At 42.7% G+C, this 13,837-nt stretch carries 15 protein-coding genes; 13 read left to right on the top strand and 2 right to left on the bottom strand.

Annotated features, from left to right (window positions below; all coding sequences use genetic code 11):
* Positions 1 to 3: 3 nt before the first annotated feature.
* Positions 4 to 828, top strand: coding sequence for an NUDIX hydrolase (locus QGN29_RS12610; protein ID WP_310798228.1), 825 nt, complete (start codon positions 4 to 6; stop codon positions 826 to 828).
* Positions 821 to 1,132, top strand: coding sequence for a hypothetical protein (locus QGN29_RS12605; RefSeq protein WP_310798227.1), 312 nt, complete (start codon positions 821 to 823; stop codon positions 1,130 to 1,132). The genes QGN29_RS12610 and QGN29_RS12605 overlap by 8 nt, the downstream gene beginning before the upstream one ends.
* Before the next feature lie 3 nt (positions 1,133 to 1,135).
* On the opposite strand, the gene QGN29_RS12600 is transcribed toward QGN29_RS12605, so the two are convergent.
* Both QGN29_RS12600 and QGN29_RS12595 read right to left on the bottom strand, forming a co-directional pair.
* Positions 1,136 to 2,035, bottom strand: coding sequence for a hypothetical protein (locus QGN29_RS12600; protein ID WP_310798226.1), 900 nt, complete (start codon positions 2,033 to 2,035; stop codon positions 1,136 to 1,138).
* Between the two features lie 16 nt (positions 2,036 to 2,051).
* Positions 2,052 to 2,423 (bottom strand): GntR family transcriptional regulator, encoded by a 372-nt coding sequence (locus QGN29_RS12595; protein ID WP_310798225.1) that lies wholly within the window; start codon positions 2,421 to 2,423, stop codon positions 2,052 to 2,054.
* Between the two features lie 318 nt (positions 2,424 to 2,741).
* On the opposite strand from QGN29_RS12595, the gene rpsB reads away from it, so the two are divergent.
* The 11 genes from rpsB (at position 2,742) to QGN29_RS12540 (ending at position 13,805) form a co-directional block, all read left to right on the top strand.
* Positions 2,742 to 3,587, top strand: a complete 846-nt coding sequence (gene rpsB, locus QGN29_RS12590; protein ID WP_310798224.1) for a 30S ribosomal protein S2 — start codon at positions 2,742 to 2,744, stop codon at positions 3,585 to 3,587.
* Positions 3,588 to 3,666: 79 nt separating this feature from the next.
* The gene (tsf, locus tag QGN29_RS12585; RefSeq protein WP_310798223.1) at positions 3,667 to 4,596 is read left to right on the top strand and encodes a translation elongation factor Ts; all 930 of its coding nucleotides are present in this window, start codon (positions 3,667 to 3,669) and stop codon (positions 4,594 to 4,596) included.
* 197 nt (positions 4,597 to 4,793) lie between these two features.
* Positions 4,794 to 5,519, top strand: coding sequence for a UMP kinase (gene pyrH / locus QGN29_RS12580; RefSeq protein WP_310798222.1), 726 nt, complete (start codon positions 4,794 to 4,796; stop codon positions 5,517 to 5,519).
* A gap of 2 nt (positions 5,520 to 5,521) precedes the next feature.
* Complete coding sequence (gene frr, locus QGN29_RS12575; protein WP_310798221.1) at positions 5,522 to 6,085, top strand: ribosome recycling factor; 564 nt, start codon at positions 5,522 to 5,524, stop codon at positions 6,083 to 6,085.
* Between the two features lie 5 nt (positions 6,086 to 6,090).
* Entirely contained in the window at positions 6,091 to 6,843 is a 753-nt protein-coding gene (locus tag QGN29_RS12570) for an isoprenyl transferase (protein ID WP_310798220.1), read from the top strand.
* A gap of 41 nt (positions 6,844 to 6,884) precedes the next feature.
* The gene (locus QGN29_RS12565; RefSeq protein WP_310798219.1) at positions 6,885 to 7,706 is read left to right on the top strand and encodes a phosphatidate cytidylyltransferase; all 822 of its coding nucleotides are present in this window, start codon (positions 6,885 to 6,887) and stop codon (positions 7,704 to 7,706) included.
* Positions 7,707 to 7,709: 3 nt separating this feature from the next.
* Positions 7,710 to 8,882 carry a 1-deoxy-D-xylulose-5-phosphate reductoisomerase gene (locus tag QGN29_RS12560; protein ID WP_310798218.1) on the top strand — a complete coding sequence of 391 codons (1,173 nt, stop codon included), beginning with the start codon at positions 7,710 to 7,712 and terminating at the stop codon, positions 8,880 to 8,882.
* A 5-nt stretch (positions 8,883 to 8,887) separates the two neighbouring features.
* A complete protein-coding gene (gene rseP, locus QGN29_RS12555; RefSeq protein WP_310798217.1) occupies positions 8,888 to 10,000 on the top strand; it encodes an RIP metalloprotease RseP in 1,113 nt (370 codons plus the stop codon).
* 60 nt (positions 10,001 to 10,060) lie between these two features.
* Positions 10,061 to 12,706: an outer membrane protein assembly factor BamA gene (gene bamA / locus QGN29_RS12550; RefSeq protein ID WP_310798216.1), complete on the top strand. Its 2,646-nt coding sequence runs from the start codon at positions 10,061 to 10,063 to the stop codon at positions 12,704 to 12,706.
* Positions 12,707 to 12,757: 51 nt separating this feature from the next.
* Positions 12,758 to 13,366 carry an OmpH/Skp family outer membrane protein gene (locus tag QGN29_RS12545; protein WP_310798215.1) on the top strand — a complete coding sequence of 203 codons (609 nt, stop codon included), beginning with the start codon at positions 12,758 to 12,760 and terminating at the stop codon, positions 13,364 to 13,366.
* Between the two features lie 226 nt (positions 13,367 to 13,592).
* The gene (locus tag QGN29_RS12540) at positions 13,593 to 13,805 is read left to right on the top strand and encodes a hypothetical protein (RefSeq protein WP_310798214.1); all 213 of its coding nucleotides are present in this window, start codon (positions 13,593 to 13,595) and stop codon (positions 13,803 to 13,805) included.
* Positions 13,806 to 13,837 lie beyond the last annotated feature (32 nt).

Here is a 13,837-nt window from a genome sequence, read left to right as displayed (position 1 = left end):
GTTATGGATCCCATTGCTCCCGTCACGCCCTTACCATCGGCTTCCATCCTTCTCATCAGAGATGGTTTGAGGGGGCTTGAAGTGATGATGATGAAGCGGGCCGAAACAATGCGCTTTGCACCAGGTGTATATGTTTTCCCTGGAGGTAAGGTTGACGAGGGTGATCATCGATCATATTTTTGGCGAAAGTATATTTCGCCAGAGGCTCAGTTTGATGATTTGGCTTTACGCATAGCTGTTCTTAGAGAGCTTTATGAAGAAGCTGGTATTCTCTATACAGAAGGCCAGTGCACGCGGCATATTGGTGCACGATCCAGTTTGAGTTCAGCACTCGCTTATGCTCAAGATTATTTAGCCGTAGAGCAACTCATTCCTTTTTCGCATTGGATTACGCCCATTCAGGCAGGCCGACGCTTTGACACTTTATTTTATTTGGCACCACTATACAGGGAAGAAGAGGGCGTAGAGGACGGTAGTGAAATGATCGCTAAACGCTGGGTGAGGCCTAAGGAATTACTTAAGAACTGGCGAAAGGGTGATATTCCAATCATGTTTCCAACACGTCTTAATCTTGAAAGACTATCAAAGGCCTCTAGCGTTGCTGAGGCCCTCAAGCAAGCCCCTCATCATCCTGTAATGCCGATCCTTCCAGAATATAAATTATGTAATGAAGCAGAGCCTAAGCTCTTTATTCCTGCAGAAGCTGGTTTTGGGATCACTGAAGCAACGGCTCAAGATATTGCTGCAGAGGCCAAAATAATGACCCGAATGAAAGCGACACGACAGGCTCAACAGATTACTAGAAAGCAGTTGCACAGAGATGAATGATCTAAAGACTGCATTGCACGAGTGTAAAAAGCTTTTTAACCAGCATCAGGAACATTTCTGGGGTAAGAAAATCCATGTGATTCTCTATAAAAGCAGCTCTGAAAAAGAAATGGCAGAGAAAGTCTTAGCCCTTCCATGGGAGGGCGCGGGGTCATTTCCGACACTCAAAATTTCCTCTGCCAACGGGCACAATATCCGTGCTACACATGAAGAAGCCGTCAACCTAAAGCTGAAGGCTCTCCAAGATGAGATTTTTTTCATGGCTCGCTTTAAAGCTAGGGCCAAGAAGGAAGACGAATCCTAAGCCTTAAGCGTCATCCAGTTCTTCTTTATAGACACTGAAATCGATGTCTTGAAGTTGCTGATTTTTAAAGGCAAGCCCCATTCCCAGTATTGCACAGAGCTGTAGATAAAAACTCACCAAAGGCGGGTCGAGAACCTCTAAATCATTCCGATCGGCAAATTGAGTACAAAAGATGAAAACACTGATCATTATACTGCTTATGACAGTGACTTGAACCACAGTCTTAATCAGTTTTTCTTGATCTTTAGTCGCTTTGTATGGATCTACCTTCTTCCCATAGATGGTTCTGTATATATTGTAACCATACACGAGATTGATGATCGATAGTGTACCGACAGTGATGAATACTTCTATCTCCCACTGGTTAATTGGTCCCTTATCAAGAATGAAATAGGTCATACAGATAACAAATGCGAAGGCCGCGATCACCACATACAGAGGGGAAATATAATCAGATAATCTTCTTACTGATAAATCAGCACGCCTGATCCGTTCATCAAAATTGTTACGCATTGCTTTCATCATCATTGCTTCACTGATTTGAATATAGGCGATTGGTAGAGTCTGAAGGATGAAATAGAACATTACAAAGATTTCATCTCCCCCTTTCTGGGCGGGCGTATAGCCACTCCCGAGCATCAGGCCTAGAAGTGTAAAACCTAGGGCGGCGATGAGCGCATTGATGGTTTTGAATATTTTCATCCTAAACAGTGTGCGACCAACAAATTTATTGGAATAGTTTGGATAGAGCTTAGGGTATTCATCTGGCGGGTAATTGCTCACAATATTCGTAATTCTCTGACTTATGGCATATGGGAAATAGAGTGACAGAACAAATATCTGACTTATAAAGATAGTGTAAAAGATCACAAGGGTCACTGTGGGGTCAATAAAGCTATTCATTTTTCTTATCCTCGTTTTATGATTGCATTGCGGCACTGAAGGTGATGCGGATTTCGCTGTCAGTTGCCCCTAATTGCCTGCATTTATTAATGGCATCTTGTAATGAATCTTGAATGTCTGCGCTGATGTCATGACTTGAATTCTTTAAAGCATCTTCATGAACGAAAGTCCCTCTATAGCCCTTAGAGATAATTACGTTGTCCCGTTCTAGAAGTTTATATGCTTTTGCGACTGTTTTGTTATTTACGGCCAGATCACTTGCAAGTTGTCGGATGGATGGCAGCGCATCCCCAGGTGTAAGGTGATCGTCAGAGATCGCCTTTTTAATTTGGTCAACAAGTTGCGTAAACAAAGGAACCTCGCTGTCGATGTCTACAAGTATTTGCATGTTATTTTTTCCTTTTATTGTGGTGCATTATGGCTTGTTCCATATGTACCATCAGCACAAAGGGTACATATATTTTCATCTTTGTCAAATAAGTTTTTTCATACCCTGTCAAAATGAGGCCAGTGATGGTTGGTAATTTTATTTCAAAAAAGACTTGCATCCCCTGATTTACTGCGGTAAAGACCGCGCTATCACACGCGTGAACAAGGCAGTCTCTGACGCATGGAGGACGCCATCCGGTGTTTGATAAGCCCCTGTAGATTAACGGGTTTTCAGATACATGTTCACGTAAGGCATAACCGGTAAAGGAGAAGAATCATGGCCGCGCCTAAAGCTAATCTGCGCCAGCTGCTAGAAGCTGGAGTTCATTTTGGACACCAAAAACATCGCTGGAATCCTCGTATGGCACCATATATCTTTGGTGTTCGTAACGGCATTCACATTATGGACCTATCACAAACTGTTGGTTACTTGAACCGTGCTCTTGAGCTTGTTCGTGACACAGTTGCTGGTGGAGGACGTGTTCTTTTCGTAGGCACAAAGCGTCAAGCATCAGGTGCGATTGCTGAAGCTGCACAGCGCTGCGGACAGTATTTCGTTAACCACCGTTGGTTGGGTGGTATGATGACAAACTGGCAAACTATCAGTAAGTCGATCAAGCAGTTGAAACAACTTGATGAAGCACTCTCTGGTGACCTTGCAGGCTTGACTAAAAAAGAAATTCTTAAGATGACACGCCAGCGTGACAAATTGAATTTGTCACTTGGTGGTATTCAGGACATGGGCGGTTTGCCTGATCTGATTTTTGTAATCGATACAAATCGTGAAACAAATGCAATTGCAGAAGCAAATAACCTAAACATTCCTGTGATTGGTATTCTTGATAGTAACTCATCGCCTGAAGGAATTGATTTCCCAGTTCCTGGTAATGATGATGCTGCTCGTGCCATTAACCTATACTGTGATCTCATCGCTGAAGCTGTACTTGACGGTATTCAAGCGGATCTAGCAGCACAGGGTGTTGATCTTGGTGAAGCTGCAGAAGTTCCAGCTGAAGCTGTTGTTGCTGAAGAAGCTGCTGTTGAAGAAGTTGCGGCTGAAGAAGTTGTGGCTGAAGAAGTTGTGGCTGAAGAAGCACCTGCTGAAGAAGCTGTGACTGAGTAATAATTCTGACAGAAGAGTGGGGAGGTTACTTTCCCACTTTTCTTAACTGTACTTACCTTATTATAAATGGAGAAATCCAATGGCACAAATTACTGCTGCACTGGTAAAAGAATTGCGCGAAAAATCTGGCGCTGGCATGATGGACTGTAAAAAGGCCCTTGCTGAAAATGATGGTAACCTTGAAGCTGCTGTTGATTGGCTGCGCACAAAAGGTCTAGCTGCTGCTGCGAAAAAAGCATCACGTGTTGCGGCTGAAGGTCTTGTAGCGGCACATGTTGCAGGGACAAAAGGCGCTGTTGCGGAAGTAAACTCTGAAACAGATTTCGTTGCTCGTAACGAGCAGTTTCAAGCTTTTGTCAACGGCGTTGCTGAAGTTTCGTTTAACGTAGGCGAGGATGTAGACGCGATTAAAGCAGCTGCTTTCCCTGGCGGTGAAAAGTCAGTTGAAGAAACATTAACAGACAACATTGCGAAAATCGGTGAAAATCAATCAATCCGTCGTGCACGTGTTCTTGATGTAGAGCAGGGTGTTGTAACATCTTATGTTCATGGCGCAGTTGCTGATGGCATGGGGAAAATCATTGTTCTTGTTGCTCTTAAGTCTTCTGCTGATGCTTCAGTCCTTGAAGGGCTTGGTAAGCAGCTTGCAATGCACATTGCGGCGACAAACCCTGCTTCAATGAATGAAGAATCGCTTGATCCTGAAATCGTTGAGCGTGAGAAAGCAGTTCAAATAGAAAAAGCTAAAGAATCTGGCAAGCCTATGGAAATCATCGAGAAGATGATTGTTGGTCGTATGCGTAAATTCTTGGAAGAAATCGTCCTTGTAAAGCAGACTTTCGTAATTGACGGCGAAACAAAAGTTGAAGACGTTATTAAGAAAGCGGCAAAAGATGCTGGCACTGAGATTGAGCTTGTGGACTATGTTCGCATGGAGCTTGGTGAAGGTATTGAGAAAAAAGAAGAAGATTTTGCTGCTGAAGTTGCTGCAACAATGGCCGGCGCTTAATCGTCTAAATTCTCTTATATTTAGTCCAGTAGCTCTAGGGTTGCTGGACTTTTTTTATGTCTAGGAGAGGGGATTTAAACCTCTCTTGAAAAAAAACTCGTCAAATAGGTAAAATCTTTATGGCTTCTTGACTGAAATATGTCTAATGTCACTCAGATTTATCAAAGAACTAAAGTTGTAATAATAAAGGACCGTCAATGTCTGCAGGACCAAAGTATAAGCGCGTTTTGTTAAAACTTTCTGGTGAGGCCCTGATGGGGGATGGGGCCTTTGGTATTGATCCTAATACGGTCAGCAGAGTTGCTAAAGAAATTAGTCTAGCACGGGATGCGGGCGTAGAAGTTTGCGTGGTCGTTGGTGGTGGAAATATTTTCCGCGGCATGAAGGGCGCTGCTCAGGGGATGGATCGCTCTACAGCTGATTATATGGGAATGCTTGCGACTGTAATGAACGCTCTTGCCATGCAAAATGGATTAGAGAGTATCGGTGTGGACACACGTGTCTTGTCGGCTATTCCGATGGCAAGTGTCAGTGAACCTTACATCCGCCGACGCGCAGTTCGTCATCTAGAGAAGGGGCGCGTGGTTATCTTTGCCGCGGGAACAGGAAATCCATTCTTCACCACGGATACTGCGGCTGCGCTTAGGGCTGCAGAGATGAATTGTAACGCCCTACTTAAAGGGACACAGGTTGACGGTGTTTATACGGATGATCCAAAAACTAACCCTGAAGCCACCCGATATGACAAATTAGGTTATATGGATGTTTTGAAACAAGACTTAAAAGTAATGGATGCATCAGCAATTTCATTAAGCCGAGAGAATAATATTCCTATTGTTGTCTTTTCAATTCATAATGAAAATGCCCTTGTGGATATGCTTCAAGGCAAAGGTGTATGTACCGTAGTGGGTGAGGAGGAATAAATATGAGTGATTTAGATATAGATTTAAATGAGATCGAACGCCGCATGAAAGGCGCATTAGATTCTTTGAAGCACGAGTTCTCAGGGCTGAGAACAGGGCGTGCCAGTGCCAGTTTACTTGATACAGTTGTCTGTGAAGTTTACGGGTCTCAGATGCCGATTAATCAAGTAGGCACAGTTACAGTGCCAGAAGCGCGTATGCTTTCTGTGAATGTTTGGGATTCAAGCAATGTTAGTTCTGTTGAAAAAGCTATCCGAAATTCAAATCTCGGCTTGAATCCAATGATTGACGGTCAAACGCTGCGTATTCCAATTCCAGAGCTTAATGAGGAGCGCCGCCGCGACCTTGCCAAGGTTGCAGGACAATATGCAGAACAATCTCGTATTGCTATTCGGAATGTTCGCCGTGATGGTATGGATACGCTGAAGAAAATGGAAAAAGAAAAGTTAATCAGTGAAGACGATCATAAAGTTTATGCTGATGAAGTGCAGGAATTGACAAATAAATCTGTCAAAGAAGTTGACGCTGCACTTGCCAGTAAAGAACAGGAAATCATGCAGGTTTAGTCTTCATGAATATATCTGCAGACTCTCTAACAACTGACTGTGCCCAAGAGCGCAATGGTCCTCAGCATATTGCTATCATTATGGATGGCAATGGTCGCTGGGCTGAAGAACGTGGCTTGCCCCGTGTTGAAGGCCATAGACGAGGCGCTAAAGCTGTTCGCAATGCAATTGAGGGAGCAGTGAAATGCGGTGTTGGCTATTTGACGATTTATGCATTCTCTACTGAGAATTGGAATCGGTCTAGTGCTGAAGTGTCAGACCTTATGGGGCTTCTTCGATTTTATCTTCAAAACGAAATTAAGACGCTCCATAAAGAGAAAATTCGATTGAAAATCATCGGGGATCGGTCACGTTTAGATGCAGATATCCAGAAAATGATTACAACTGCTGAAGATAAAACCGCTGACAATGAGCGCATGACACTCATTATTGCCCTCAATTATGGGGCTCGCGACGAATTGGTTAATGCTTTTAAAATAATCGCAGGATCAATAGAAGCGGGAAGGTTGAAATCTTCTGATGTCACAGAACAACTGATCACTGATCATCTGTATACAGCACGCCTGCCTGATCCAGATATGGTGATTAGGACAAGTGGTGAAAAGAGAGTGTCCAACTTTCTACTCTGGCAAATTGCATACAGTGAACTGCTCTTTTTAGATGTATTTTGGCCTGATTTTTCTGAAGATCATATCCAGCAAGCTGTGAATGAGTATATGTCGAGAAATCGGCGCTTTGGAGGCCGTCCTGGAAAGTAGTGTTGCTATCATTCAGGATTTAGGGAAGGGAATATAGTTTCGTGAAACTCTCAGAAAATCTGCTTAAGAGGATTTTTGGCGCTTTGATTTTGTTGCCACCTGTCTTGTGGTTATTATATCAAGGAGGTCTTTGGTTCACAGGCCTCTTGATGGTTGCTGGGGTTGTTATGGCAACTGAATGGCACGAGATGACACGTGTAAGACCTCTACTGATTAGATTTTCTTCCATGGCCTTTGTGTTGGCTGCTTGCTTATTTGGAAATCTGCTAAACCAGCTAACGCCAATTTCTACATTTATTGCAGCTATGGCAATTCCCCTAGTTCTGGTGCTTACGTCTTTAAAAGATTTGGATGAGTATAAAAGTCCTATTCTTCATATTATGCGGTGGTCAGGTAATGGGACGCTTTATGTAGCTCTGCCTTTGATGTCGATGGCTTGGATCAGAGGGATTGATGATGGCGCTCTGTTCGTGCTGTGGACATTTCTCATTGTTTGGGCCGCAGACGTAGGTGGATATTTTTTTGGAAAGGGTATTGGGGGGGCAAAGTTAGCGCCGACCATAAGCCCCAAGAAAACATGGGCCGGCTTTATAGGCGGCAGTTTCTTAGCTGTGGCCGTAACATGGGTTTTAGTTATTGTTATAGGTGATCAAAGGCTTTATGAGGCTTTATTTGTTGCACTTTGCTTGTCAATTCTGTCTCAAATTGGAGATTTATTTGAAAGTGCGATCAAGCGTGCTTTTCAGGTGAAAGATTCTGGAACTATTATTCCTGGACACGGCGGCATATTGGACAGAGTAGACGGGCTTGTCTTTGCGGCACCAGCCATGGCTGTTATCCTTGATATATACGTGGTGAACTAAGGCATGCCGGCTGATCCTTTAAAATCTATAACTATTCTTGGCGCGACTGGATCAATTGGAGATAGTACTCTTAATTTAATTCGTCAGCATCCTCAAAAGTTTAAAGTGCATGCTTTAACTGCGCACAAAAATGTCCGAAAACTTGCAGCTCTTGCGGAAGAATTCCAACCAGAAAAGATTGTGATTGCAGACGAAACCCTGTTTCAGGAAAATCAGGCTTTATTCACGCGGTACAAAGGCGAATGTCTGTCTGGAAAAGAAGCGATAAAGAAAGTGGCTGCAGAAGGGGACTTGATCGTAGCTGCAATTGTCGGCGCCGCTGGACTAGAACCCGTACTGGAAGCTGTAAGAGCAGGAAAAGTTATAGCTCTAGCCAATAAGGAAGCTTTGGTCTGTGCTGGCGATTTAATTATGGATGAAGTTAAAGCGTACGGAGCAACTCTGTTACCCGTAGACAGCGAACATAATGCCATTTATCAAGTATTTGATTTTGAACGTTCAGAAAGCGTATCCAAACTAACATTAACAGCGTCTGGCGGGCCATTTTTAACACGTGATCTTAACAGTTTTTCATCGATCACACCCGAGGAAGCTGTTGCCCATCCCAACTGGGATATGGGCTCTAAAATATCGGTCGATAGTGCTACAATGATGAATAAGGGGTTAGAGCTCATCGAAGCGTATCACCTTTTTCCTATTGAAGTGGATCAGTTGGATGTGATCATTCACCCACAATCTGTGATTCATTCGACGGTAGAATATAGAGATGGTTCTGTCTTGGCCCAACTCGGGTCTCCTGACATGAAAATTCCGATTTCATACTGCCTTGATTATCCCAATAGAATTGAAACCGGCGCTAAAAAGCTCGATTTGGCAGAGATCGTTCAGATGACATTCATTAAACCTTGTTACGATCGCTTTCCTTGTCTGAAACTTGCAATGGATGCCCTCAAAATAGGGGGCGCTGCTCCGACAGTTTTGAATGCTGCAAACGAAGTGGCAGTGGAAGCTTTTCTGCACAAAAAGATTAAATTTACAGATATTTCCAAGGTGGTAGAAAAATGTTTAGAGCGATCCGACATGAAAGCGCCACAATCCATCGCAAATCTATTGGAAATTGATGAAAAGGCGAGAATAACAACAAGCTCTCTGTTGACTGAGTTAAGAATGGATTAATACCTATGGAGTTTGATTTCGGATTTATAGCCCTCTCTCTTTTAGCCTTTATTGGGGGCTTTAGTTTGCTGGTTTTTGTTCACGAATGGGGTCACTATAGCGTGGGCCGTCTTTTCGGCGTGCGCGTTGAAGTTTTTTCAATAGGCTTTGGAAAAGAAATATACGGCTATACAGCGAAATCAGGTACCCGTTGGCGTCTTTCCGCGATTCCTCTTGGTGGCTATGTGAAATTCTTTGGGGATGCTTCGGCCGCTTCTAATCCTGGTGAGCATGTCGAAGGGTTAACAGATGAAGAGAAGAAAGATTGTCTTCACTATAAACCTTTATGGCAAAGAGCTTTGGTTGTCGCAGCTGGACCTGCAGTGAATTTACTGCTGCCAGTCTTAATCTTTGCAGGGTTTACCTATGCGAATGGTAAAGTATTTGTTGATGCAGATGTCTCTTTTGTCGAAGAAAAGTCTGCTGCAGATCGAGCGGGCTTCCAAGTTGGCGATGTGATCATAGCAGTGAATGACCGGGAGATATCGAATTTCACTCAGGTTAGAACTGAAATATTGATGCAACCTGGTGGACCGATGGACTTTACGGTTCAACGAGGCACACAAACAATCTTACTCAAAGCAATTGTGGACAAGCGTTTTATGGAAGATCGTTTTGGGAACCAATATGCAAAAGGCTATCTTGGGGTGAGACCTTCGGGTACATATAAGGTCGTGCAGTATGGTCTCTTTGGTGCGCTTGCAGAAGGAGCTCGATCAACTGGGGATCAGATCGGACTAATGGTTAGAAATATTGGTCAACTGATCTTAGGTTTAAGGTCTATAAAAGAAGTTAAAGGACCTGTAGGAATGGTCCAAATTATGGGTGATGCCGCGAGCAGAAGCTTTTTGGACTGGTTATCAATCGTCACCGTTTTATCCTTAAGTCTGGGAATTATGAATTTATTACCGATTCCCGTACTAGATGGTGGACATCTGCTCTATTATGGACTAGAGGCTATCAAGGGCGGACCAATCAATAAAAAGGCTCAAGAGGCTGGTTTTATTATAGGATTTGGTTTGATCATACTTTTAATGGTTGTTGTAACATTGAATGACTTGCAATCCTTGGTGTCTTAGGCCATTTTCAGGCGCCAAGAATGCAATAACAAATACGGGCTGGATTATAAGTTGGGTTTTATGAAAAATATTTGGGCACTCTCATTTGTTCTTTTGACAGTTGTTACGTCAGTTTCACTGTCGGTTTCTGCGCAAGCACCTCAGCAGCAGCAGATGCCAGTTATTACTGAAATTCAAGTGCAGGGTAACGTGCGTGTCGAAGGGGCAACCATCCTTCAGTATATGACCGTGCGCGCCGGTGATGCTTTTGACCAAGCGGAACTAAACAACAGTTTTAAACGCCTGTTTAGTACAGGTCTTTTTGCGGATTTGAAATTCGATATCCAAGGGACGGTACTTGTTGTTGTCGTTCAAGAAAGCCCGATTATTAACCGGATCATTTTTGAAGGTAATAAGAAACTTGATAATGAGGCGCTAACAGAAGAAATTCGCATTCGCCCAAGAAGTGTCTTTACCCGTGCAAAAGTGAAGGCAGAAGTGAATCGCATTCTTGAACTTTATCGCTCTAAAGGTCGATTTGCCGCAATTGTTGAGCCAAAAGTTGTCCAACAATCTCAAAACCGTGTGGATGTGGTCTTTGAAATTCAAGAAGGTCCTAAGACGAAAGTGTCAAAAATTAACTTCCTTGGGAATAAGATTTTTTCTGACGGCGACCTTAGAGATGTACTCGTTACAAAAGAATCACGTTGGTGGAAGATTTTCTCTAGTGGCGACACGTATGACCCCGATAAAATTTTGTATGACCAGCAACAGCTGCGTAATTTTTATCTCAATGAAGGGTATGCAGATTTTAGAATTATTTCTGCTGTAGCAGAATTGGTGCCAGACCGTAGTAGCTTTATTATCAACTATACTGTTGATGAGGGTGAGATCTATCGATTTGGTAAAGTGACTGTTGAAAGTCAAATTCGCGATGTGAATGCTGACCTCTTTAAAGTTTTCCTTCGAGTTAGAGAAGGGGAAGTTTATAGCCAGGAAGCGATTGAGAATTCTCAAGAAACTTTGACAGATTTGGCTGGTGCACAGGGTTATGCTTTCATAGACATTTTGCCGAAGCCAAAAAGAAATAAAGAAGAGCGTACAATTGAATATAACTTTACGATTCTTGAAGCGCCGCGTGTCTATGTTGAGCGGATCAATATTCATGGAAATGTTCGCACACTTGATAAAGTAATACGTCGTGAGTTTCGTCTCCAAGAAGGGGATGCCTTTAACTCCTTTAATATTAAGCGTTCTGAAGATCGTTTGAAACGTCTGGGTTTCTTCCGCCCAGAGGGTATTGAAGTTGAGCGCAAACAAGGCTCTGCCATTGATCGCATGGAAGTAGATGTACGTGTTGAAGAGCAATCCACAGGTGATTTGAACTTTGGAATTGGTTTCTCTAGTATTGAAAACTTCATCTTTAATTTCTCAATTAATGAGAAAAACTTTATGGGTAAAGGCCAAAGGCTTGGCTTCTCTATGAATTTGTCTGGCTATCAGCAGTCTGCAAATGTGAGCTTTACGGAACCTTATTTCTTAGACAGAAATATTGCTGCCGGAGCAGATATATTCTACCGCAGAACAACCAATAGTGATAGATATGCCTCACCTTACGAGAGTGATAGTAAAGGCTTTAGCCTGAGGATGGGAGCTGCTCTTGGTGAGTTTTGGACCTATCAAGGGAATTATACATTCCGATTTGATAATGTTCGTCTATCTACATCGCAGATTGACAGCTGCCTAGGGCTTATTCGTTATGATATTACTACGGGGCGCTATATTGATGTGGATACAGACCAACTGACAGACGAGCAAATTGGATATCTAGAGCTTGATCGTGATATGCGTCTAGAAGCCTGTAGCCAAATTAACGGTTCTGTGAATTTCAATATAACTGACCCTGTTTATGGCTCTTCTCTTGGAACCTATAATCAATCAATTATTGGGTATACTCTGGGCTTTGATTCTCGGAATAACTACCTCCGTCCTACAGCGGGTCGCGCCTTTTACTTCTCACAAAATTATGCAGGTTTAGGCGGCGATGTTAAATATCTAAAATCTAGTGTTAATTTTGATAATTATTGGACGCCCATCAATGGGTGGACTTTGCGTCTTTCTGCTCAAGGAAGCTGGATCAAAGGGATTGGACAACGTGTTCGATTGAATGACAGTCTTTTCCTTGGTGGACCTCAACTGCGGGGTTTTGATGTGAATGCTGTTGGACCGCGCCGTTTTTATGGCACGATTGTCTCTGGAACAGCTTCGGGAGTTAATCTTGATGACCTTGGTGCAGGCAAGTTGAACCTAGGTAACTCTGTTGGGGGTACCAAGCAATATGTTGGTCGAGCGGAACTGTTCTTCCCTCTTGGCGATGCGGCTCTTGAAATGGGCATTAACGCAAGTGCTTTCCTTGATGTTGGCTCATTATGGGGAACTGATGTGCGTCTTGATCAATGTGCATTTGGCTATAGCCAAGTTGAAAATTATCTTAACCGGGTCGCAGAAGGGCGTCAAAATGGTGCTTTTGGAGAAGACATTACAGGGGCTGCCTTTGAAACAGATTGTATCATAGGGGATAATTGGAAACCACGGGCAGCAATTGGTATTGGGTTTAGCTGGCAGTCGCCATTCGGACCATTCCGTATCGACTTAACTAAAAATCTTCGCAGGCAGTTTGGTGATCGTACACAAACGCTACAATTTAATATTGGTACATCCTTCTAATTGGTGTATGAAAACGAATAACAAATCTCTTAAAGGATTATAGGATTAAAAATGAATAAAATTATGAAGACACTGAAGCTGTCATTTGCAGCCTTAATTTCTGCTCTACTTCTAGCAGGTGCCTCTCATGCACAAATTCTTATTTTGGATGGTCAGCGTATTCAGAACGAAGCTGAAGCATATAAAGACCTTCTCTCTAAGACAGCCGCCATGCGAGACCAGATTACCACACTAAATAATTATGTGGATCAGCGTCAGGGTGGTTGGATTAATGAAGCCAAAGAGATTGAAAGCAAAAAAGCGATCACAGGCCAGAAGAAATACGAAGAAGACATGAAAGCTTTGGACACAAAAGTGAAAACAGCAGCACGTAATCTTATGATCTTAAGATCTCGGTATGAGTCAATTTTGACAGAAGCTAACCGCGAGATCGATCGTGCAATTAAGCCGATTACAACAGCTCTGCTGAAAAAATATAAAGCTCAAATCATTCTTTATAAAGGCACTGTTATCCGTCATGCAGCTGGTATTGATAAAACCACTGAAATGATTGAAGATCTGAATAATAGCTTACCAGCTGTTAGTATATCTATGACACGCCCTGCAGCAAACAACAACGCGCCTGCAGCGGATGCTAAGAAAGATGCTGAGAAAAAATAATCGTTTCTCATAACTATTATATGTTAAGGGCTGACTTTTTGTCGGCCCTTTTTTCTTGTCTTACTGCTATGTAGCATTCAATGAAAATTGTTCCTATCTCTATGCAGGCCTTCTTGCTTCTCTTAAGACTATCTTAGGATATTACCCATTATACTAACTTATAGTAGTATATTCACCCTAAAAAAGTGTGTGATTATATTGCTCAGTATTAGTAAAGGAGTAAGTTATGGCAGATATGTCTGGGGAAAATAACTATTCGGATCGCGACGACTGGATTGAAGAAGACTTTGACAGCAGCAGCGAAGAAGAAGCTATCATTGGCATAGGAGATAGTGATTATATTAATGGAGGTAAGTATAAAGATGTTAATCAATCTTCATCATCATATCTCATTGATAGACTCTCCGGAAGGCGGAGAAAAAAACAGCATGATGACTAAGATAGTGTATTTTATCATTGAAACGCAGCCCT

It is taken from the genome of Temperatibacter marinus (genome assembly GCF_031598375.1).
GTDB lineage: Bacteria > Pseudomonadota > Alphaproteobacteria > Sphingomonadales > Kordiimonadaceae > Temperatibacter > Temperatibacter marinus.
This window is presented reverse-complemented; position numbering and strand designations above follow the sequence as displayed.

Excerpts from the sequence above, each read along its gene's own strand:
- QGN29_RS12610 (WP_310798228.1), top strand. The coding sequence starts at position 4 with ATGGATCCCATTGCTCCCGTCACGCCCTTACCATCGGCTTCCATCCTT.
- QGN29_RS12605 (WP_310798227.1), top strand. The coding sequence starts at position 821 with ATGAATGATCTAAAGACTGCATTGCACGAGTGTAAAAAGCTTTTTAAC.
- QGN29_RS12600 (WP_310798226.1), bottom strand. The coding sequence starts at position 2,035 with ATGAATAGCTTTATTGACCCCACAGTGACCCTTGTGATCTTTTACACT.
- QGN29_RS12595 (WP_310798225.1), bottom strand. The coding sequence starts at position 2,423 with ATGCAAATACTTGTAGACATCGACAGCGAGGTTCCTTTGTTTACGCAA.
- rpsB (WP_310798224.1), top strand. The coding sequence starts at position 2,742 with ATGGCCGCGCCTAAAGCTAATCTGCGCCAGCTGCTAGAAGCTGGAGTT.
- tsf (WP_310798223.1), top strand. The coding sequence starts at position 3,667 with ATGGCACAAATTACTGCTGCACTGGTAAAAGAATTGCGCGAAAAATCT.
- pyrH (WP_310798222.1), top strand. The coding sequence starts at position 4,794 with ATGTCTGCAGGACCAAAGTATAAGCGCGTTTTGTTAAAACTTTCTGGT.
- frr (WP_310798221.1), top strand. The coding sequence starts at position 5,522 with ATGAGTGATTTAGATATAGATTTAAATGAGATCGAACGCCGCATGAAA.
- QGN29_RS12570 (WP_310798220.1), top strand. The coding sequence starts at position 6,091 with ATGAATATATCTGCAGACTCTCTAACAACTGACTGTGCCCAAGAGCGC.
- QGN29_RS12560 (WP_310798218.1), top strand. The coding sequence starts at position 7,710 with ATGCCGGCTGATCCTTTAAAATCTATAACTATTCTTGGCGCGACTGGA.
- rseP (WP_310798217.1), top strand. The coding sequence starts at position 8,888 with ATGGAGTTTGATTTCGGATTTATAGCCCTCTCTCTTTTAGCCTTTATT.
- bamA (WP_310798216.1), top strand. The coding sequence starts at position 10,061 with ATGAAAAATATTTGGGCACTCTCATTTGTTCTTTTGACAGTTGTTACG.
- QGN29_RS12545 (WP_310798215.1), top strand. The coding sequence starts at position 12,758 with ATGAATAAAATTATGAAGACACTGAAGCTGTCATTTGCAGCCTTAATT.
- QGN29_RS12540 (WP_310798214.1), top strand. The coding sequence starts at position 13,593 with ATGGCAGATATGTCTGGGGAAAATAACTATTCGGATCGCGACGACTGG.